We start from the raw sequence: 22843 nt of genomic DNA, 5'->3' as shown, positions 1-22843 counted from the left end.
CATCATAAAGATTTCCTATAAAATCTGTTTGCCCCCTCAATATCCAAACAGGCATCGTGTTCCTAATGATTTTATGGCATTAACTTTCTTTTCGATTTTGGAAATATCCTATCCTAAACAAATAAAAAGAGAATAGGAATGCCAGAAAAAAAACCGCATTTCATTGTATAGCCGTACAATTTTATTTGGGTTTAAATTATTTGAATTTTGGGTATGAATTATTTCTTGATTTTAGCCCAATTGCGTAACAATTCCCGTCAGCGCTTCCAAAATAAACAGTGTTATTGGAAATAAAAGGAGAAGAAACAATGGAGCCCAATTTATAAAATTGATCCATCACGGTTTTATTGACATCGTAAAAAGAAAAATCAGCCCCTTTGGCAGCATAAGAAAAGTCAAGGAAGCCATTATTTAATATTTCAGAGGCATATAACATTCTGCTATCTGTGCTGAAACAGTTCCATTGCTTGCCCGAAGATTGAACGTTTACTGCAAAGAAATTACCGGTAAAATCTCCAAAGTAAGCCGTATCACCAGCAATCGCCGGAGAAGAATATACATAACCGTTTGCTTTAAACTTATATAATTCTTTTCCACTTTTTGCATCCAGGGCCAACAGTGCAAAAGTGTCGGATGTGCCGACATACAGAACGTCATTCGCTACAACTGGCGAACTGATAATCCAGGAATAAGCCGCGTCATACTTCCAAACCAATTTTCCGGTTTTGGCATTGAGCGCAAATAAAAAAGGATCACGAGCGCCAAAATAAACCATATCATTAGCAACTGCTACGCTAGATTCAATTCCTTTAAAGCCCAATTGCATTCCTGTTGCAAATTTCCATTGCATTTTTCCAGTCTCTGTATCTACGGCATACAGATTAGCATCCCAACTACCAATATAGAGTGTGTTCTTATACAGGACAGGACTGCAGTGAATCGATCCTTTTGCCGCAAATTTCCATTCCAACTCTCCTGTATTTGCATTGAGTGCATATACATTCCCATCACTGCTGCCAAAGAAAATTCTTGGATTTTTATCGTCGGGTTTTATAACAGGAGAGGACAAAAAGAAATCCCACAAATCATCCATGCATTTGTCCACAGGCTTAAAACTCAGAAAACCTATTTCGTCAAACCACTTTTCTCCACCTGTTTTGAATTTCCATTTCATATGACCTGTGTGGATATCAAGAGCATAATAGTAGCCATCAAAACTTCCAATATAGACAGTGTTTTTGAAAACTGCCGGAGAGCTGTGTACCGCACCTCCCGTTTTAAATTTCCAATGTGTTTTGCCCGTTTTCTGATTGATAGCATAAAGATTGCCATCCTCACTACCTATATAAACAATACCATTATAAACAATAGGTGAAGAAAATATTTTTCCACTTGTTTTAAAAGCCCATTTTAAATCGCCTAATAGCATGTGTTTATCTCCGTTAAAAACGCGATTTTGAAATACACTTACAGTTGTGTTTTTTTTCTGCTGTCCAAAAACTGGTAAACTGCTTATTCCAAAAAGAATTCCTATTACTGCAATTAAATACATTGGCTTCATGCTCGGTTTGGTTAGTTTTTTTTTATGACTTGTAGAATTTCTAGCATTTGCAATAAATGCTAAAGACATTAAAATCAAGAAAAAAAAGATTTTTTTTTTCATCTTTGGTTATTTTTTAAGTTAGTTTTTGAACGAAAGTTATTTTTCTTTTTCATTCCAAAAAAAGAATTTATTTAAACAACATGATTTGCATTGCAGACAACAATTTTGATTTGAAATAAAGCCTTATTTTTGCATTAATATAAAACTTGACCAATTGGGGCAAATCAGCTACAATCCCGAAAACAAATCTCAAAAGATAAAACTCTATACCTTGTACTGGTTGGGTTATATTTTACTGTTTAGTATGATCCAGGGACTTCCGGAAGACGATTTCATTATGGCTTGGCGAAACGAATGGTACAGCGTTTTGCCTAAGATACTGTTCGTGACTATTATTGTTGAGTTTTTAATGCCTAATTTGTTATTTAAGAAAAAAACTGCCATTTTTATCGGTTGCTATGTTCTTCTGATTCTAGTTTTTGCATTCTTGCAGCGGCTAATTGACAATTATATAATATTACGTTATTATATGACTTTCTGGAAGAGAGAACCTCTTTTGTCGGCACCAGTCTTTTTGTACAATGTGAGTAAATTACAATTTGTAGTTACAACGCCAATTGCATTTAAACTTTTATATTATTTAGCAGAAGAAAAAAATAAGGTCCAGACGATTTTATCCGAAAAGCTTCAAGCAGAATTATCCTCGCTCCGAAACCAGTTCCATCCACATTTTCTATTCAATGTCCTGAATAGCTTATACTCTAAAATTTTGAACAAATCAGATGATTCTGCTGAAATTGTGATTAAAATATCGGATCTGCTTCGGTTTTCGATTTACGATTTGAACAATAAAAGTATCTCTCTGCAAAACGAAATAGATTATCTCAAAAATTATATTTCGTTACAACAGCTGCGTTTTGAAAATCAGCTTCAATTGAGTTTTAGCCTTTATGGAAATGTTGAGAATCATTTTATTGAGCCTTTTTTGATACTTCCATTTATCGAAAACAGCTATAAGCATTGTTTAGATGAGAACAATCAGGGCTGGATTACAATTGCTATTAATGCAAGCGATGAATGGCTTGTGGTTAAAATTGAAAATAGCCTGCCTGAGCATTATAATACTATAGGAGATAATGTGCGCAGCGGAATTGGAATTGCAAATGTAAAAAGGAGATTAGAGCTGCTATATCCTGCAAAACATACTTTGACCATAAAAAATGAGATGTTAAGTTTTTTTGTTTCCTTAAAAATAAAGATAAAAGATGTCAGCAATTAATTGTATTATAATTGAAGATGAATTACCGGCCTCTATTTTACTGGAACTTCATATTGCGAAGTTTGATTTTCTGGATTTGAAAGGAAAATTTACCAGTGTTTCCAATGCGCAGAATATTTTAAAATCGCACAAAATTGATCTTATTTTTTTAGATATAAATTTACCGGGAAAATCAGGAATAGAATTTGCCAAAAGTCTGCATGCAGAAACCGCTGTAATTTTCACAACTGCTTATACAGAATATGCTGTCCAAGGATTTGAGATTGATGCTCTCGATTATATTTTAAAACCAATTTCTCTAGAACGTTTTACGAAAGCTATAAATAAATACAGTAAAGCCAGAGAGTTCAATGAAACGATATTACATTCTAAAAAACAAGAGAAAGAAAATCCGTTTATTTTTGTGAAATGTGAAAGAAAGATGGTGAAACTTTTTCTGGAAGAAATAAGCTATTTTGAATCTCAAGGCAATTATTTGTTGATTTTTACCACTACAGAATGTTATAAGACCTACCAATCCATTACTGAAATGCAAGAGAAACTGCCTGAAGGTTTGTTCTGTAGAATTCATCGTTCATTTTTAGTAGCAACAAATAAAATAACAGGCTTCAGCACTAGTATTGTCAATATCAAAAATAAGCAATTGCCTATCGGAAGATTTTATCATGCATACGTATCTCGTATCTTAAATTCTTTACATAATTACCACTGATTTCTGTCGATTCCACTCCACTTCTTATGGATGTAATATCCATTACTATTACAGGGGTATGTTATAAAAGTGCTATATTGTAAAACTCAGTGATATTGACCATCTGATTACAATTTAAAGTGACCACCTTGTTTTGGTTTAAAGTGACCATCTAATTCCGGTGCAAAGTGAGCACCTCGATTTATTTCAAAAAACTACTTTTTTTCGTGTGTTAGTTATTATTTCAAAGATAGATAAATAATTATCCTTTGTTTATGCTTTTTTTCTTCCTCATTGATTCCCCATGCAGTTCAACTCTATGTGATTGATGTATTAGTCTGTCTAAGATTGCATCTGCTATAGTTTTCTCGCCAATTATATCATACCATCCCTGAACCGGGATTTGCGAGGTTACGATAATTGAGCCGTTGTTATGTCTGTCCTCAATGATCTCTAAAAGTGCAATTCTGTTGTGACTGTCCAGAGACTGCAGGCCAAAGTCATCGAGTATGATAACATCCTGTCTTTGTATTTTCGTGAGTTCTCTTAGATAAGTGCCGTCTGCTTTTGCCATTTTGAGCTTTGCAAACAATTTTGCGGAGTTAAAATAACTTACCTTATAACCTTCTATGCAGGCCTGATAGCCAAGTGCTGTTCCTAAAAAGCTTTTGCCGACACCCGTGCTTCCTGTAATTAAGATATTCTCATTCTTTTCTACAAAACTGCACTCTGCAAGCCTGAGTATAAGATTTCTGTCGATGTTTCGGGACTGGTCAAAATTGATGCTTTCAATATTTGATTTGTAGTGGAATCGTGCATTGGCAATACTCCGTTCTATACGTCTGTTGTGTCTTTCATCCCATTCGGCATCTATTATCATTGATATAAACTGATCAAGGGTATAATGATCAGTTTTGCCGCTTTCGATAGCTGTCATGAAGGCATTGTGCATTCCATGAAGCTTCATCTGCTTCATTTTTGTTACGGTAGATTCATTCATTGTATATTGATTTTAGTTATAATAATTTTTTCCTCTAATATTATTGTGTTCGGGAAGATCCTGTTCCTGTTCCATTTCGTGTTCAATAGATATTTTATCCAGACTGTTATCTAAGATGTTCTGTATAGTTTTAAAATTATAAATCTTAAAGTCCAGAGCGCGTTTACAGGCATTTACTAATCTTTCTGTACCTACTTTCTTTTCAAAAGATAATATCCCTAAACAGCTTTTATAGGCCTGCTCCGGGTGGTTTCTGCTTTTCGATTATCTGCATAATGTATTCTCCTACTGCCGGATCAATACTGTTGGCCCAATCAATAAATCTTAGGGCATTCCATTGGGATACAAATTGATGTGTGCTTGCCAGATGTTCAGGATTTGTAGAGTAGATGTAAGGCTTGGGATTTCTGATGTGAGTAGCTATACGATTGTATTTGAAGTAGATTTCAACTGTAGAGTTTGTGTAGAGCAGTTTTACTTTTTTCTTTAAATATTGATAAGGTACACTGTAATAATTCTTATCCTGGCTTAGTTGAACATGTCCATTCTGCATAACTGTTGCTAGAGACTGGTATTTAATCTCAAAGCGTTCCAAAGGAAGCGGTTGCAGTTCATGTCTTTCATCTTCAATAAAGAGTTCAAAACGAGAGTAAGGTCTTCCGGTAAGTTTCTTATTGTTATGAGCATCCAGAAGAGTCCATATCTCCTGATTTAGTTCGTCTATACTGAAGTATTTAGTGTCTTTTAAGTTTGCATAAATTCTTCTGTAAAGTATTTTAACCGCACCTTCGACCAAAGATTTATCTCTTGGTCTATATGCTCTTGCTGGGAGAATAGTAGTCTCATAATGTTCTGCTAAATCTGCCAGAGTTTCATTAATGGTAGGTTCGAAGCGGCTGGTTCGGATTACGGCAGATTTTAAATTGTCTGGTACTATTGCAGCAGGTGTTCCTTCAAAAAAACGCATTGCATTCTCTACCGAAGCTACAAAATCTTCCTTTTGCTGGCTCATGGAAGCTTCTGCATAAGTATATTGGCTTGCTCCGAGTATAGCTACAAAAAACTGCACTTCTCTGATCTCTGATGTGCTTTTGTCTAAAATTGAGAGTGTCTTTCCGGCATAATCTACATACATTTTATCACCAGCCTTGTGGTTCATATGCATCACAGGATTTACTTTATTACCCCAGTCCCTGTAACGGTTTCTGAATTGGGTAATTCTCAAGCCATCGGGATTTAAAGCGATATATCTCTCCCACATGATTTGTATGGTAATGCCGTTTTTTTTTAATTCCCGTTCCATCTGTGGAAAATAAGCATAGAGATCCTCGATTCTTGAGGAAAGAACTTCTGCGGGGCCCGGGGAAAACAGTTCATCTAATTCAGTATCGGTTTTCTTGTTGACAGACTCAAGGCTTAATCCAAGCACTTCAAATAAAGAGATGTATTTTTTTACTGTGTTTCTGGAAAGCGATAAATACTTGCTTATAAACAGCTTGCTTTTGCCGTTACAATGTAATTTAATAACTTTTCTAATTTTATTCATGTCTAGTTTGTTATTTGCCATAGCCTGTAGTTTTTATACAGATCCATGGTTTAACAACATGAAAAAGAAGTAGTTTTTAGTGGTCAATTTGAACCGAAACTATGTGGTCAGTTTAAATTGAAAAGTGGTGGTCAGTTTAATCCGAAAGCGGTGGTCACTTTATGCTGAAAAAGCGTGGTCAATTTGACCGTTTTTTCCAGCTTACCATTTGGATCAACATATTTGATAGGATTTTGATAACAATAATTAAAATTTGATAAATTTCCAGAGTTATAAACTCCATCATTATGATCTCCATCAAAATAAAACTCATCCTCAAACATAGGATTATAAAGTGCGAGTGGGTCAACATTAAGCCACAAACTAGTCTTCATATCCAAATACCTGGCCCCATAATAGCTCAAATTCGTTTCCCTATCTAACTCCATGCCATTAAACAAATAAGGGCTAGAAAAACTAGACGAATGCTCCTCAAACAAAACCTCCCCAAAAGCAATGTACTCCACATGCTGGCTTATGCTTCCATTTTTGGTTGTAATATACAAAGTACCTCCTAAATGATCCGGGTGGAAATAGAAAATATCATTTTCAGGCATTCCAGTTCCTGTAAATCCTTCTCCACCTTTTACGGTTGTAGGTTCTACAGGAGGACCAAACTGTACTGGCGGTCCTGGCACATCGCCCGGCGCATTGAAATATTGAAACAAAAAAGATGAGCATTACTGCTCATCTTTAAATTATTGACTCTCTTTTATTTTAGTTATAATTTTAGAAACTCATACCATTAACTCAGAATCAGTAAATTATTAACTATTTAATTATAAAAATCTTTTTATTTAATTGCATGCTACCCAGCTCTTTATTTTCCTTCATTTTTGGCAAAACAAACAATTCTTCATCAATATGCTCATTATTATATGCTTTTAAGTCATATACTGACTTATAAAAATTATATACCAGTTTCTCAAGTTTTATTGGTAATGAGTGAGAAATTTTAAGAAATTCATAAAATTGATCATATTTATAATTTTTAAAAAGATCTGGATTTACACTCAAAAGTCCCTCAGCATAATAATATCGATAAACCCCTGTTTTCCATACCACTTCAACTATAGAGCAATTAATCTCTCCTACCATTTCTTTTTTCTCTTTTTTTGTAATAATAGGTTCATTTCCCAGTATTTCTTCCAAATCTATTGAAACATCTACAGCAGAGACAATACTTGAATTGTCTACAAATCGATAAAGCAAATTATTCTTTTGTAAATATGTATTTATAATCTCTATGTCCTTATATTTATAAATATTAAGAAAGTTACCTTTACTTGTAAACATATAAGTTATTGTATCAACTGGTATCTCACCTTGTTTTTTCAAATTCTCAATTAAATTATTCTTACTTATCCCATTTATTAAAGTATCACCTAAAGTAGTAGTATTTACAACGTATTCAAGCTTGCCTTCAAAAGATTGAGAATTAATCTGAAGTGCAAAAAAGAAGAAAAAATAAAGAATAAAATTTTTCATTTAGATTTGTTTTTTGTGTTATTAATAATTTAATGTCTTCTCTATATTCTATTTTTTAATTAACTCATATTCCTGTACTACATAAGTATTAAAAATAGATCTTTTGTATTCTACTCTTAATAAATAATTATCAATAATATTTTTTCTCTCCAAATGTTTATGATTTTGAAATCCTACACTATAAACTTTATCATCAAAATAAAAAAGTAATCTATCTGATCGACCAGAAATATAATTTGATATTTTACATTTTTTTTCAAAAATTTCATTCTGGCTTTTAAATATTATATATTCATTGATTGGAATTTTTAAAATTAAAGCGATATAAATGGAAAAAAAAGAAACCGTTATCATTACGAAAAAATAGTCCCAAATGCTTTTTGTTATTTTAATTTTATCTTTAATCTCTAATACAGATAATATAATAAAGGATAATGAGAATAATATCCAAAAAATATATTTAGGAGGGTTTAATATTAATTGATTGTCTCGTAGATATAATACTATACCTATTAGCAGTAAAAAATAAATCCATTTACTCTTTAAAATTTTATTTATCATTTTCTTTTTGTTTATCTTTTCTATATTGATTTGCTTTTTTTGAAATGGCTCCTTTTTGAACAGCATCTTTTGTCTTTTGTCGTAAAAGGTTATTTGTACCTTTTAATGCTTTGTTTCCTTGTTCTTTTACCTTTTTAAAATAATTTTTAATTCTTGTAGGGGATTCGCCATTTTCAACTTTATTTAGCATTTTATTTACTTTACGTATTAAAGCCTTATTTTCAATCTTCAAACTGCCTAGCATTTCTTCTGCTTTATTGCCAAACCCTTGTTCAACTAAAGTTTCAATTGATGACTCTAAAAATATATTCATTAACCCATCTTCACCTTCCATTAATTTATCCATATCAAAATGCCCATCTGTGTCATATTTACCTTTACTGTAATTATCAATAATTTTAGTAGTCATTTTAGTTACTGTACCTATTATCATCTTACCTGCTCTTGATTTAGCAAATTTTTGGATTTTAATAGCGGTAGCTGTTCCAGTTGGAGTAACAGATGAAATCGCATATGATCCAACTGCCCCCCATGTAGCAGAAGCCCACCCGATATCATTATATGCTTCTTGAGATGACTTACCTTCAATTAACATACCTCCAAAGTAATCCATACCTACATCTAATGCAAAACTCGATACAGCGTCTATTATACCTGTGATAGGATCTTTTCCATCGGGATCAACAAAAACAATCGGATTATTCAAACAATAAACGTATGCACCTACATTAGGATATTTTTCAGCTAATGGGTCTCCACTCAACCACAAACTAGTCTTCGCGTCATAATACCTAGCCCCATAATAACTCAAATTCGTCTCCCTGTCTAATTCCTTCCCATTAAACAAGTAAGGACTTGAAAAAGTAGAACTATGCTCCTCAAACAAAACCTCCCCAAATGCAATATACTCCACATGCTGTGAAATAGAACCGTTTTTGGTTGTAATATACGAAGTACTTCCTAAATGATCCGGGTGAAAATAGAAAATATCATTCTCTGGCATTCCTGTTCCTGTAAAACCTTCACCAGATTTTACGATTTCTGGTTCTATAGGCGGGCCAAATTGTACTGGCGGTCCTGGCACATCTCCAGGGGCATTGAAAACTGGATTTCTTGGCCAGCCTTCGGGCGGTTCTTGGTTTTCTTCAACCGGTTTTAAAACTTCACTAGGATAAGGATCACCTGTAAATTCTGGCGTTGCATAAATGCCTTGTTGCGTTGGAGGTCCGGGAGGCAATCCTAAACTCCTCACATAGGTGTCTAATGCTTTTTGCTGTTCTGCTGTAAGCTTGCCGTAATTTACTCCTCCTGCTGTTAGTTTTAAAGGCTGTGCAAAAGCTCCGTTCCCCAGTTTACTCACGATACGTCCTGCTCCTTCGAAATAGTGCTTGGTAAATTTCCCTTTGCTTATTACAAAATATGGCGAAACATAACCTGTGTAATCATCTGTATGAACAATGGTTGCTGCTGTTTCACCGTTTATGGCTACATTCTGCGAATCGCCTGAACTTTTTATTACTCTTTCTCCTCCTGCATCATAAGTATATTGGTGAATTCTTCCGTTATCGTTAATTCCCATTAAACGGTTTTCTTCGTCCCAAGTCATTTTTCTGAAATTCTTTTCTTCGGTATAACTTGTCGGGTTTCCGTTTCCATCATACACATATTCTCTTGGCTGTACTTTTCCTGCTTCTGCAATTTTGTTCGGTGCGTTAGGGTGCAGTTCGTTGTCGTAATTATAATCTAAAACATAGCCTTTCTGCTCATTATTTACAATATGCACCAAGTCTTTTTTGGTAATATTATGCATTTTGTTATAGCTCATATTCAGCTCATAACTCGCCTTTGTAAACTCGCCTTGATACGCCGCTTTTGCCGATTTTAATCTGTAGAAATCATCGTACTGATATTCGTGAGCCGAAGTTCCTCCTAAAGCATTATTAACGATTGGCGCCGTATTTTTTATGCTCAATACATTTCCGACCAAATCATAACCGTAGGCATTATTCATAACCTGCCTTGAACCGCTTTTTACCTGCAGCTGCTGTAATCTGCGCATAACAGGATCGTAGGTATAATTGGTTTCGGTGTCGTTTCCGTATTTTAAATATTTGCGCTGTTCAAATTCATCATAACTCAATTGTTTGATGTAATCGTAGGTATGGCTTTCTTTTTTACCCTGCATGCTCTGCAAGTTTCCTGCGCGGTTATAGGTGTATTCTACCACTTCGCCATCTGGATATATCATTTTCTGGATTCTGTTCCAAGTATCATATTCGTATTGAGAAATATAAGTCTGTATATCTGTTGGCGTAATACGGAGGGTTCGAATTTCTTTTTCCACCTCTCCTAATTTTCCGTAGAAAAATTCCTGCCCACCGCTGGCATCCTGCACAAACCACAATCTGCCTCGGCGAGATGGTGTACCGTCTGCTTTACCATAATTGTACTGCACGTTGTTCTGCGGGTTTTTAGGATATTTGATACTCTCTAAACGGTTGTAATTGTACACGTATTGTATAGCGCCACCATTAGGAACTGTATTTTTAATATCTTGTGTAATACGAGTAGTCAAATTACCTGCTAAATCGTATTCCATTTTCGTTGTTCCCGCATCTGGATGTGTAAACTCGATGCGTCTTCCGAGCCAATCGTACGTACTTTTGGTGATATGATCCATGGCATCGGTAACTTTGATCATTTCGCCCAATGCATTAGTGTCAAATTTCGTTGTCAAATCGTTTTGCATACTGGCTACATTCTGTCCTGTAGCATCGGTATACGTCGTATTGGTTTTGTTTAATGCATCGGTTTGTGTAGTTTTTAATACTGGAAGACCATTATAACTTTCCAAAGCGAAAACTGTAGTATTGGAACTTCCGTCTGGCAAGGTTACTTTTATGGGGCGGTTTACCTCATCATAGTCTGTTTTCGTTGGTGCGACAGTAGAAACTGCCGTACTGAAATTATTGTCTAAAGTCGTACTTGTGGTTGGGTAATAACTGGTTATAGCTCTTCCTAATCCATCATAAATTACTTTTCCAGAAATAATATGCGCTTCTTGATCGGCGCTTCCAGCACCGGTAAACAAACTTGCTGTTTTTTTAACCTGCAAAGCTCTTCCTAATCCGTCTGTATAGGTATAAGTCTCAATGTCTTTGTCCAATTCTGGATCGTAATTTCTGGTTTTGGCATACGGCACTTTCGCATCGGGAAAATATTCATAAGCAATCGTATAGGACTTACCCGAAGCAATTTCATAAGGTGCGCGAATTGTTGCAATTCGGCCTTTTGCATCCAAAGTATAATCTGTACTTTGATCGTTACGGTCTGTTGTTTTAACTGGTACTCCAAAACGGTAATTGTATTCCATTTTGTTTTGATAACCAAAAGCATCTTTAATCTCCGTCATGTACTGATGATTTTCTGCATCGTATACATATTCTAAAGTCATACGCTGGTCTTTGTGATTTGAAGGACCTGTAATTTTCTGCAAGTTTCCGTATGCATCGTATGCGATATCGGTAATCGCAATTTTATCTGCTGAAGCGTAATTTTTAATCTGCGTCACTTCGGCAGTTGTCGTATTGATGGTTGTCGCTCTTTTACGGCGAAGGCCATCGGTGGTAAATACTTCCAACTGTTTTGGAATACCACCATAATAAGGCGTTGTACTTTCGTAATAACTGATTTTTGCGGTTACTTTATCAGCCGCGGCACCGTTGCCTAAATCTTCGTATTGAATAATGTTTCCGTTAGCATCATACGTATTAAAAGTATTCGTTTCCAGATAATCGCTACCGCCTTCATAGACTTTCTGATTGGCATGAATTAATCCAACAAAAATACGTTTGGCATCGCAAGAAGGCAAGTTCAATTCTGAAATGGGAACGCTCACCTGTGTTGCCACATCTATAAAACTATATTCATTTTCAGACTCCTGGCGCATTTTTCCATTTTTGTCTAAAGTGTAGCTGTATTTTAAAAGTTTTTTTCTAAAATAATCCTGATTGTAAAATTCCTGCACTGTGGTCATAAAAACCGAATTATCTGCCGCATCAATCTGTTCCTGAGTTACTTTTCCAAATCCGTAAAACTCTCTTTCACGACGATCCTGATAACCGTCTTCGTATCTAAATTTTGCAATAGAATGATCGATACCGTCACCAGTATGTCCGTCAAAAACATCTACAGTTTGTAAAACCCACTTCGCTGAAGGGTTTTCGTAACTTGGTTTCAACAGTTCATAATCTACTGTATAACTATTTCCTGCACCATTTTTAACGCTTTTTAATTTGTTGGTTCTTTTGATATTGGATAACTGTGCTGTTAAATGACCATCATCTTTCGAAACCACATAATCTAAATTTCCATCTCCATCAATATCCATAAAAGTGCCTTCAGAACGGTTGGTACTCCATCCTTTACTTCCTCCAATGGTAGGCGTAATACGCAATAGCCAAGCAATAATATCAATTGAGACATTGGCATTCAGACCATAACTTACCCCTTTATTCTGGCTCATTTCCGGAAATCTCGGATATACAACCGGCGTATCAAACGAGTTTCCTAAATTTAAAGAAACCAGCATTGTACTGCCTACGTATCTAATCTTATCTGCAAGTCCGTCACCATTAATATCCATAAAAGATTCATCACTATCTGACTGCGATCTGGCATAATTAGCTCCTCCAGAAATGGATCCCTGTTTAATACTGAATCCTAAACCTGCGCTCCAATCTGTAGAATTTCCTTTGTTGATACTAGCCAGGTTCCATTTTTCTGCTGGCAAAAATCCGTAACCTGTATTTAAAAATACATCTCCAGACTCTGTTATTTTATCTGGCAATCCATCTCCATTAATATCGCTATGAATCAGTACAGAACGGTCTTCACCTTTACCCTGTGAAGCGCTCACAGAAATGCTGTTCCCTCCTTTTTCAGCTTCTTTTGAGGCCGTTTCTTTTGCAGAATCTCCTTTTACTTTCGATTTTGCTACCGTAACACTCATAGAGTTGGATGGCGCACCGTGACTGTAGCTTCCGCCAAAATTTGGTCCTTCAGAGCTTGTTCTAGAATGGCTGAAATTATCTCCAATATTTACGATTTGGTCCGAAACTTTCCCGACAGGCGCTGTCAATTGTATATTTCCTCCACGAATATAATCTGGAAAGCGGTCACCATTAAAATCGCTCATGGTCTGGGTCATATACGAGTCTCCATCTATAGATTTACTGTATCCAAAACTTGCTGAACCTCCTGCAGAAACTCCCCCAGAAATACTTTTACTTTTACTTTCGCTAATCATATCTAAAGCAGAAGTGCTTCCTCCCTGCAGATTTGGAAGAGTAAAATCGGTATAATCGGCAATATCATCTTCTCCTAATCTCGATGTTCCGATGGTTTGCCCTTTAATGTAAATTCCTTCTTCCAGACCTTCCCATTTGTATTTACTGTAAGACGGATTTAATGATACAAAATAACTGTCAGCAATTTCATATCCTTTACCATCATAATTGTCAGGATCTGTATTGTTTAAATCCGGTTCTGTATTGTAAGCATCTGACTGTTTTAAAAGCGTTTGATCAATAGTATTGGAAGCTAAATTTCCGTTAATCACAAATCCGCCCCATTGACGATGGTACAAACCGAAAGTTCTTTCATCAGCGTTTAAAAGACTATAAATGGCAAAATCATCTGTCGTGGTGTTTAAAACTATATCATCTGTTAGATCTGCAACATCTTTAAAATCGGTAATCTGAACCTGAACATTTAAGGCATTGGTTTTTGGATAGTTTTTAATAATGGTCACAGACTGCGCATTAGAAACCGTCATTTCCAATTGAATTGGAGTTCCTAAAACAGCATCAGGATAGTTGACCGCATCATCAAAGGTATTATTCACTAAAACCATGGTTCCTGCTGTGATTCTGTAACGATTGCGTGCCAATAAAACATTGTTTTGTTTAGCCGAAATAATTACATCTCCATTATAATTATTAATATTTCCAGGATATTGGAAAGGTGTCGCCAACACTAAATCCTGTGGCAATATGCTCAGTTTTACTTTTCCGCTTACTGTTGAAGTTATTCCTGGAATATTATAATTTCCTTCTCTTTTATTGTATAAAGTATGTGAAACATCCATAGGAACTTCTTCTGCAACACCACCTGCATAAGCTGGCACTGTAACCGTTGGAGCAAAAGAAATAGTTTGCCAATTGATGTTGGTTTCGGTTTGAAGGGCCAAACTAATCTGCGTTTCGGCTTCAAATGCAGGAAGATTTACTGACGCTAAATTAAATGATGCTACTTCATTTGCTAAAAAAGTCTTTTCAAAAACAACTACAGCTGGATTGGTCTGCTCCAAATAGGTTTTCGTAATAACCAATTTAATATGATCTGATGTTACCGGTTTGTTTAAGATTCCTTTTAATACAACATTTCCAGCAGCAGCAACTGTTTTTCCTGCAACAGAACTGCTGAAAAAATCTGCATTTGCATTATATGAAGCCAAAGAATACCCATTGACATCTTTTAAAGTGGCAGGAATTATAAAATCGCTCTCCGTTACATTTCCACTTAAACCGCGGTCAAAATGTTTTACTTGCGAATAAGTGACAACCGGATTCCAATTTACAGCATCAAAATTTCCATCCTTTACCGAACTTACTCTAAAGTATAGTCGTTCTCCTTTTTCTACAGCAATTCCAGTGTTTTGTTTCGTTTTAATGGCATAATCTTTTGGACCGATCGCCTCATTCCAAAGCAATTGGTTTCCTTTTTGAAAATACAAATGAACGCCGTCTGCTTTATCATTTCCTGCATTATTTACGTATGCTGCACGAGCTTTTATTCCATCAGGAGTGGTATCTTCGATTAATTGGTATTGATGCGAAACAGACACTATTCCTTTTACAGGCGCTTCCCACATACGCACCACATCATGCAGCGGATTCTGTTTTTCGATCTCTTCTGCAGAAATAGTGGTAAAACCTGGAATCGTGATATCTCCTCCTCCAAAAACGGGCGAAGGCGTTCCTGTACTGCTGCTTCTAAAAGTTGGCACACCATTCTCCAATCGGTTATAATAAACTTGTCCGTTTTTAACAAAATCTACCAAACCGTCTCCATTAAAATCCATGAAATACGCTTTAGTTTTATTAGTAGATCTTTGCTGATCGTAACCGATATTTCCATATTTCAGATTTAAGTCGACACCCCAATTGAATGAAGTTGATTTTGAAAATCCAACATCGCTAATATTAATTTCCTGCAGTTCACCAAAACCTAATTGTCGAGAACCAGCCAAGTTTTTTCGGTAATAAACCCCATTTTTATTCTTGAAAACTTTGTCTGGCAATCCGTCACCATCTAAATCTTCCAGACTTACTGCCGTATCAGATGATCCCCAACTGTTTCCTCCGTGACCTCCAACCGTAAAGCCTTTCAAACTTCCTGCATTAGTTGCCAACCCGATCCCTAAACGATAGCTTACGCCATTTGTCGCTCCTTCTGAACTGCTGACTAAAGAGTGTTTTCCTGAAAAAAGCGCATCGCTGAAAACTGGAATCGAGCTATTTTTTAAATTATCCTTCGGAACATTCCAAACCTGCTCAGGACCAAAAGGAGTGTATTTTCCCGATGCGTCACGAATATCATCAAAGTAATCTAATGTGTTTGTGTAGAACAATTTGGATTCTGAATCGTATTCTGAAATGGACTCTAGCAAAGTCTTTTTGAAAGCACCTTCCTTAAATTTCAATTCGTAACTGCGAATCATATCATTTTTGTAGCGGACTTCTATTTTACGCAATAGCTGATTGTTCAGCTGTTTAAAACCTAATCTGGCCGAAACCTGAACATCTGTTCGGTTTGCTTCACCAAGATCTGAGTTTTTTACGAAAGTGACACTGTAATTTCCTTTTTGCGATCCAGAACCAGTATAATATACTTTTTTAAGATACAATTCGCCATCGCGTTTGTCGTATTCATACTCCACTGTATTCCCTTTTAAATCGACTTGAAGACAAAGTGCCCAATGTCCGATATTTCCATTTGCATCCTGCAAAACACCATTTGCAGATAATCCAGATGGTGTTCCGCCATAATAACTCGCAACACCACTCTTATCTTTTACAACCCAATAATAATTTTTAGGAGATGATCCTTTACGGATAATCTGCTGAAAAGCACCTTCTCTTCTTGGATAAAACTGCTTATCAGCAGTTCTGGCAATCCATTCTGCTCTATGTGAGTTCGGAATCAAAGCTTCTCCTGCAACAGCATAACTTTCTGTTTCATTAACTGCATCATATCTTGGCGCTCCCCAGCGTGTTTCAATACTTACTGCCGGCGCCGAAATATCCCAGCCCATTCCTGCCCAGCTGTGTCCGCCGTCACTATCATACTGTAAGTTAAAAGACGGTTGCATACCTCCCCGGCCATTCGGAATAACGATGGAAAAACCTGTACTCATGGTTCCTCTTCCGTTTGCCGAAGGCGGCGCAATAGATTGGATTCCTACCAGCGGACTGGCGGCTTTTAGATCTTTAATGCTTGTTGGCGTATAACCCGAAGTCTCAGGCGATTCGGGCATTTTGATAATTCCCGCAATAAAATCTGTAAAATGGGTTGTTTTGGCCTTAATAATTCCCTGTTTGATGTCAAGAGAGTCTTTGGTTACTTTCTGCCAAAGGCGTTTGTTCTCGTCAAAATAAAATATATTGATGTCTTTTTCTGTATAACCTTCGGGAATTGTCTCTTTATCGTAAGGAAGTGAAAGTGTTACGGCTTTTTCAAAAATAGTCCCATGCGGCAGTAAACGGAAACCTGCATTTTCAGCGGTCACATTTACCATTGCCGAGTTTAATGGAGCAATGTCAATTTTACGCAAACCGCTTACCGATACTTTTACATTATTTTTTAAAGCGCCGGCAGGAAAAACAGCCAGGAAATCTTTATATTCTAAAGCATTGGCTGTTTCAAAATTGATGATTTTTGAAACACCTTCTTTTGCACTCTCAATTGGCCTGAAACTTTCTACATTAGAAAATTGCTTTACTTTTATTTCTTCATTTAGAATAACTCCCGAAGCTGTTTCCTTTAAAACTGAGACAGATTCTCCGATCTTTTCAGCATCCAAAACCAATTCAAATTCCGGCTGAGTGACATCTACCGTAATTCCGGCAATAGTCATTTTTTTTAACTGAGAAGGAAAATTAGTTCCTTTGATATATAATTTATCAGCTGCTTTTAAAAGCGTAAAATTGGAATTCTTGTTCCCGTTTTTATATACTATTCGTACATTTTTAATTTTGTATCCATTCGCAGTTCCTTCTGGCGCTGTAAACAAAAGCACGTTATCTCCTTTTCGCAATGATTTTTCAGATAATAATTCAGACTGACTAGTCCATGCTTTGTTATAAGACAAAAATTGCCCTCCAATACTGGGCTGGTTGTTTAAACTTCTAGAAATTGAGGCTGCTTGATCGTAACCGAATAATTCGTATTCTAAATAAGCGTTTTCATTTTGTGCGGGAAGTTCATCTACTTTTAAATGAAAAACATTATCGTAGGCATCATCAATATCCTCAGGATTGTCAACCCCAATTATACCTTCTTTAATATCAGCTGCGAATAACTTTGTGGTTTTGTTTTCATTTTTTTGAACAGCCGTAGAATCAGAGACTAAAATCTCCTCTTCTTCCACTGTGTTTTCAGAAAACAGAGAAGCTATTCTATATTCGCTAATATTAGCGGCAAACAAAAATGCTCCTATTAAAAACACCAATACTATAATTCTATTTTTCATAAGCAGATTAAATCGATTTGAGGCAATCGGTTTTATATTTTAATAAATTGACCTGTTTTTTAAGCTGTCAATTTATTTGACAATTACTTTAAAAGTTTTATTTCCAAAATCTGAACTCACATTGACCAGATACATTCCAGATGGCGCTTTTATATTATCTTCATGCAGATAGGTTTCAATCTGATTGTATTTCTTCTCTTTTAAAAGTGATCCCGTCAAAGAATAAACGCGAATTGTTGCGTCGGTCTTTTTAGGAAACTGCATCGCAATTGCAAACTTTCCGTCTGGGGTTGGATTCGGATATAAAATCAGTATGCTAGAATCTGTAATTTCTTTTCCATCTGTCGCTACAGCAATCATTTTAGACGTTTTACATTCCTGCCCGTTTATTAATCGAAGCTCATAATTGCCTGGCTGATCGATTAATATTTTCGGATTGTCATCTATAAAATTCCCTTCATAAAACCATTGGTATTGATAATTTCCAGACGGCAGAGCTGCACTGGCATCCAAAAGAAGCGCATTTCCATCTGTCAGCAGATAATCTGATTTCAGATTCGGAAAAGTTCCTTCCTTATCTGCCACAAATACGGTTTCTGAATACAGATTTCCTTTTTTGTCTTTTACGATATAATCATAAGTTCCTGATGAAAGCTGCACGCCGGTCTGGCTTTTTGCAGCTTGACTCCATTGTTTTACAACGGCTTCACTGCCTTCTTTTTTAACTGTAACTGTAAAAGGAGCTTCGCCTCCTTCTATGGTATAATTTAATTCTCCAGATCCAGAAACGCCGCATAAGGCTTCGGTTATCCATACTCTGCTGAACATTTGCGGGGCTACTTTTAAGGTAAATTTTGCTGTCCCAGATTTCTGTTTATTCCAGTTAAAATCTTTTAAAGATAATTTTTCTGTACTGGCAGTGCTTCCTAAACGAATGTATTCTGAATCGTTTTCATCGTAAGTTCCCTTTCCAGAGTAATCAACTAAAAGCCAGTAAAAAGTATCTTTTGGCAGTGTTCCTTTTATAAAGGCAGGATTAAATGTCCAGTCTAAACTAAGATCGCTTGGGTTCGCATAATCTAGCTGCCATTCTCTAGAAACTCCGATTGGTTCTCCTTGCTCTTGCTTTTTAACTAAGAGATTCTTTCCGTTATCGCTCCAAAAAGCAAAATAATTATTAGGAATCTTGTTGGATTTGCTTTTTACTTCAAACGTCATCAGTCCTTCTTCTATCATATTGCTGCTTTTGGTTTGCAGCAAACCGCTCGCGTCGTCACGTCCGACTGCGGTAATTGACGACGTAAATCCTTTGTGTTTTTCGGCATCCCAGATCTTTTCTCCTTTACTGTTTAAATAGTTCTTATTGTCAAACTGAGAAAGTGAAATCCCATATTTAATGGCTAAATAACTCGCCGCTTTCTGCGTTTCTAAACCAGATAAAACACGATTGTAAATCAAGATTTCGCTTATGCTTCCTTTAAAATCTTCTGGCGGTAATTTCTCCATTTTTGATTTCTGGCCAATCGTTAACGAAGACAATTTTGCAACACTATCAGTCACATTCTGCTGAAAAAAATGAATATTAGCCTTATGAGGTTTAATTTTTTCCTGATAAGACTGGTAAGAATATTTTTTTAAGTCAACCAAACGTTTGTTTGTCGCAGCCGAGATTGTTTTTTGAGGATCATTAATCGTCCATAAAAATTGTTCTTTCAGACTGTCCTTTACTTTGTAAACCATAAAAAGGGTCTGGCGTCTTTTACTATCTGAGCCAAAAGGCACAATTAAAGAATCCTGATCCGCATCAATAACAATACTGGGATTAAAATTAAAAGTAGCGCCATCGTATTTCTTTACCGGCACCTTTGCTTCTTTATTGTTTATGAGACTTTCCCAATAGTAATTCTCTCCTGTTTTTCTGGATTTAATCCAAAAAAAAGGTTCTGAAACTGCTCCTGGAACTATTTTTTCCTGCGAAAAGACAGCATTCACAATTAGAAATGCTGTTAAGTGTGCCAATAAAAAAATCCTTTTATTCATATTCTAAAGTGATTTTTATGATGATGCTTTTTAGAAATTTCCTAAATCATCAAAGTCAAATGAATAACCAATAATTAGTGAAATACTATTGATTTTATTTTTGTTTTCGCTGTAACGATGTCCATTTTCTTCGGTCATTAAAGCATCTGTAAGCCCCAAAGAGTATCTTGCTCCGATAGAAAGATTATTGCCAAATTCATATCCTGCGGACAAAACTCCGTAGAAATAATTTTTACCCGTCAAAGATTCTTTCAATACTTTCTGAACATTGGCATCTGGCTCAAAATAAACACCAGAATCTGCAAACAATTCCTGTGCGTTTGAGGAGTATTTTATATTATCACTCGCAATATTAAATCCTACATAAGGCCCAACGCCAATATAAAATCCTTCAGCAGGATAATATTTAAACTGCGCTCCGACATTGATATAACTATAACCAAAAGTCATTTTATATTTAAGTCCTTTTACGTCTTCGTAATTCAAATCGGTTCCCTGGCCAGAATAGGAGATTTCGGTCTGAATAGCAACTTTTGCATAAGGATATTTCCAATTAATGAAAAAACCGCCCATTCCTCCAAACTTTCCTTCTTCTTTTAGGGTATAGCCTTCATAAATACCTTTCGGCACTATCACATCTGGAAGATTGGACATTTTAGAATAGATTCCGCCGCCAAAAAGACCATATGTAATTTCTCGATCGCCTTGTGCCAATAAAGATTTTGTGCTTACTAATAAAAGAAGCAAAATAATTTTTTTCATTTTTTTATAAATTACCATTGATGAAAACTGTAGCCCAACGAAAAACAAAAGACACTGCTTTTATTTTGATTTTCGATAAACTGAAAAGATGATGCATTACTCTTAATCATGTCCTTTACGCCTAGATAATAGCGAAAGTCAAAGTGTATGCTTTTATGAAGTTCATAACCTAATGCGAAACACAACGCGAAATCATCGTCTCCGTCAAGACCATCTTTATAGAACTGCCTTGTGGCAACATCATACATACCGCCTGCTTCATTGGAAGTGTATGTTATATCGTTGGGAGATAAATTGAAGCCATAAAAAGCACCCGCACCAAAATTTAAACCTTCGTAAGGATAAACTTTATATAAAGCACCGATTTGCAGAAAAGCATAATTTAATCCGAGTTCAAATTCTTTTCCAACGGCATCTTTGTACGTCACTTTTTCTCCCGACTGTCTAAATAAGATTTCCGGCTGAATGGCAACTCGGGTATCATGAAGTTTAAAATTTAAAAAGAAACCGCCTTCTAAACCAAATTTACCCTTACTTTCCATAACACTGTTATCAAAAGTATTATCCCTTCCTTTTATGCTCTCTGGAAGATTACTGAAGGTGGAATGCAGAACACCAAATTTTAATCCGTAGGTAATGTTAGTTTCGTTCTGGCTGTAGATTGGGGCATTAAAAAAAAAACTAAAAATTATTAAGGGTAATACTATTTTCATTCGCAAAAATTTCTGCGAATATATGTATTAATTTTAGCTTGCAATCAAAAAAAATCGACGAAATGACAAAAAAATCCGACTATATACCTGATTACAGGTAATCTTATTTTCGGGATTAATTATACATTTGCTTGAGCACCACAAACCAATTGTATTACATTTACTATAAATATTTAAAGAATACATGAAAAACACGACTTTACTTTTAATAGTCCTTTTATTATTTACTGCCACAATTCAAGCAAAATATGTTAAGGCGGTCTTATATATGGAAGATGGAACTGTGAAAAAAGGACTGGCAGAAAAAGTAGAATACAACGATTCTAAAGTAAAATTTAAAACTAGCGAAGAAGCTAAAAAAGAGAAAATATCGAGCACCGATATAAAAAAAATCGAATTTATTGATGTCGATAATGTCAAATTTACCGCCGAGAGATTGTATGCTACAACAGCCAATCTTCTAACCGGAAAATTCTCCAGATCAGGCAAAAAAAGATGGATGTATATTATTTATGACAAAAGCGCAAAAATAGGCTACATTACTGAGCAAGGCAGCAACAGACCTAATGCAGGCGGAACCAGCAGGGTAATTACCTATGGAAGCACTTCTTACTTTTTTGGAAAGAAGAATAGCGAAGAATTGGTTTTTGGTTATGCAAAATCTGCTGGAAGCAATTTGGCAGTAGGTACCGATTCATTAATTCGCAAAATGTCTAAAGAAGCATTTACAGAATGTCCAAAAATCATTGAAGCAATCGAAAAAACAGATTTCAAAGCTAAATCGGTAATTGACCAGCTTGAAGCGATTTTTGACAAAAATAAATGCCTTTAGGCCTTGCTTGGCAGACATTAAAAGTGATCACATCAAAGATTTAAATGGTGTCAAAATGCAAATCATGATGATGCTGGGAATTTACAAAAAAGAAAAGCAGCTTCAGAAATCTAAGTATAAAAATTTTGCAAAACTAATGGCATTTAAGATACAACTTTGTAGTAATCTTCCATAAATCGGTTAGATATTTGAATGTTTCCCGCTTATGAAATTAACTTGCATTTTCAAGAGAACAGAGCTTGAACCGGCATCTCATTAGCTACTTTCATTTTTTTTCTGCTCTAAACAATTTAGATTTCAAATAGCCGTAAAATAATCCTCCATATTAAAATCAACCACACCCTTTACCCAACTCCACCATCGCCAGCCAAAATCAAAACAAAAGAAAAAAGAAAAAGAAAAAGAAAACACATAACTAACTAACTAACTAACTAACTAACTAACTAACTAACTAACTAACTAACTAACTAACTAA

Annotated in this window: 13 protein-coding genes; 3 read left to right on the top strand and 10 right to left on the bottom strand. The window is 35.6% G+C overall.

Translation table 11 applies throughout. The annotated features are described in order from the left end of the window. Window positions 1–196: 196 nt before the first annotated feature. Window positions 197–1663 (bottom strand): PQQ-binding-like beta-propeller repeat protein, encoded by a 1467-nt coding sequence (locus DM397_RS02690; RefSeq protein ID WP_239457777.1) that lies wholly within the window; start codon window positions 1661–1663, stop codon window positions 197–199. 154 nt (window positions 1664–1817) lie between these two features. Between DM397_RS02690 and DM397_RS02685 the strand changes: the two genes are divergently transcribed. Both DM397_RS02685 and DM397_RS02680 read left to right on the top strand, forming a co-directional pair. Beyond that, window positions 1818–2882, top strand: coding sequence for a sensor histidine kinase (locus tag DM397_RS02685; RefSeq protein ID WP_142479131.1), 1065 nt, complete (start codon window positions 1818–1820; stop codon window positions 2880–2882). Next, window positions 2869–3594: a LytR/AlgR family response regulator transcription factor gene (locus DM397_RS02680; RefSeq protein ID WP_111376076.1), complete on the top strand. Its 726-nt coding sequence runs from the start codon at window positions 2869–2871 to the stop codon at window positions 3592–3594. Before DM397_RS02685 ends, DM397_RS02680 begins: the two co-directional genes overlap by 14 nt. Before the next feature lie 241 nt (window positions 3595–3835). Here the strand turns inward: DM397_RS02680 and istB are convergent, their stop codons facing one another. The 9 genes from istB to DM397_RS02635 form a co-directional block, all read right to left on the bottom strand. Further along, a complete protein-coding gene (gene istB / locus DM397_RS02675; protein WP_111376075.1) occupies window positions 3836–4573 on the bottom strand; it encodes an IS21-like element helper ATPase IstB in 738 nt (245 codons plus the stop codon). A gap of 229 nt (window positions 4574–4802) precedes the next feature. Then, entirely contained in the window at window positions 4803–6119 is a 1317-nt protein-coding gene (gene istA, locus DM397_RS02670) for an IS21 family transposase (RefSeq protein ID WP_239457778.1), read from the bottom strand. A 131-nt stretch (window positions 6120–6250) separates the two neighbouring features. Then, window positions 6251–6826: an RHS repeat domain-containing protein gene (locus DM397_RS02665; RefSeq protein ID WP_111376074.1), complete on the bottom strand. Its 576-nt coding sequence runs from the start codon at window positions 6824–6826 to the stop codon at window positions 6251–6253. Window positions 6827–6929: 103 nt separating this feature from the next. Then, window positions 6930–7646 (bottom strand): hypothetical protein, encoded by a 717-nt coding sequence (locus DM397_RS02660; protein WP_111376073.1) that lies wholly within the window; start codon window positions 7644–7646, stop codon window positions 6930–6932. A gap of 48 nt (window positions 7647–7694) precedes the next feature. Then, the gene (locus tag DM397_RS02655) at window positions 7695–8207 is read right to left on the bottom strand and encodes a hypothetical protein (protein WP_142479132.1); all 513 of its coding nucleotides are present in this window, start codon (window positions 8205–8207) and stop codon (window positions 7695–7697) included. After that, on the bottom strand, window positions 8197–18021 hold the full coding sequence (locus DM397_RS02650; RefSeq protein ID WP_111376071.1) for a SpvB/TcaC N-terminal domain-containing protein: 9825 nt from the start codon (window positions 18019–18021) through the stop codon (window positions 8197–8199). The genes DM397_RS02655 and DM397_RS02650 overlap by 11 nt, the downstream gene beginning before the upstream one ends. Before the next feature lie 72 nt (window positions 18022–18093). Then, entirely contained in the window at window positions 18094–20061 is a 1968-nt protein-coding gene (locus DM397_RS02645) for a T9SS type A sorting domain-containing protein (RefSeq protein WP_111376070.1), read from the bottom strand. Window positions 20062–20091: 30 nt separating this feature from the next. Then, window positions 20092–20823 carry an outer membrane beta-barrel protein gene (locus tag DM397_RS02640; protein WP_111376085.1) on the bottom strand — a complete coding sequence of 244 codons (732 nt, stop codon included), beginning with the start codon at window positions 20821–20823 and terminating at the stop codon, window positions 20092–20094. Between the two features lie 11 nt (window positions 20824–20834). After that, window positions 20835–21536, bottom strand: coding sequence for an outer membrane beta-barrel protein (locus DM397_RS02635; RefSeq protein ID WP_111376069.1), 702 nt, complete (start codon window positions 21534–21536; stop codon window positions 20835–20837). Between the two features lie 184 nt (window positions 21537–21720). Here DM397_RS02635 and DM397_RS02630 point away from each other — a divergent pair, with 184 nt between their 5' ends. Next, on the top strand, window positions 21721–22368 hold the full coding sequence (locus DM397_RS02630) for a hypothetical protein (protein ID WP_111376068.1): 648 nt from the start codon (window positions 21721–21723) through the stop codon (window positions 22366–22368). Window positions 22369–22843 lie beyond the last annotated feature (475 nt).

It is taken from the genome of Flavobacterium nitrogenifigens (assembly GCF_003254565.1).
In the GTDB taxonomy this organism is placed as follows: Bacteria; Bacteroidota; Bacteroidia; order Flavobacteriales; family Flavobacteriaceae; genus Flavobacterium; species Flavobacterium nitrogenifigens.
The sequence above is the reverse complement of the archived record's forward strand: the minus strand, read 5'-3'. Positions and strand labels throughout refer to the sequence as shown.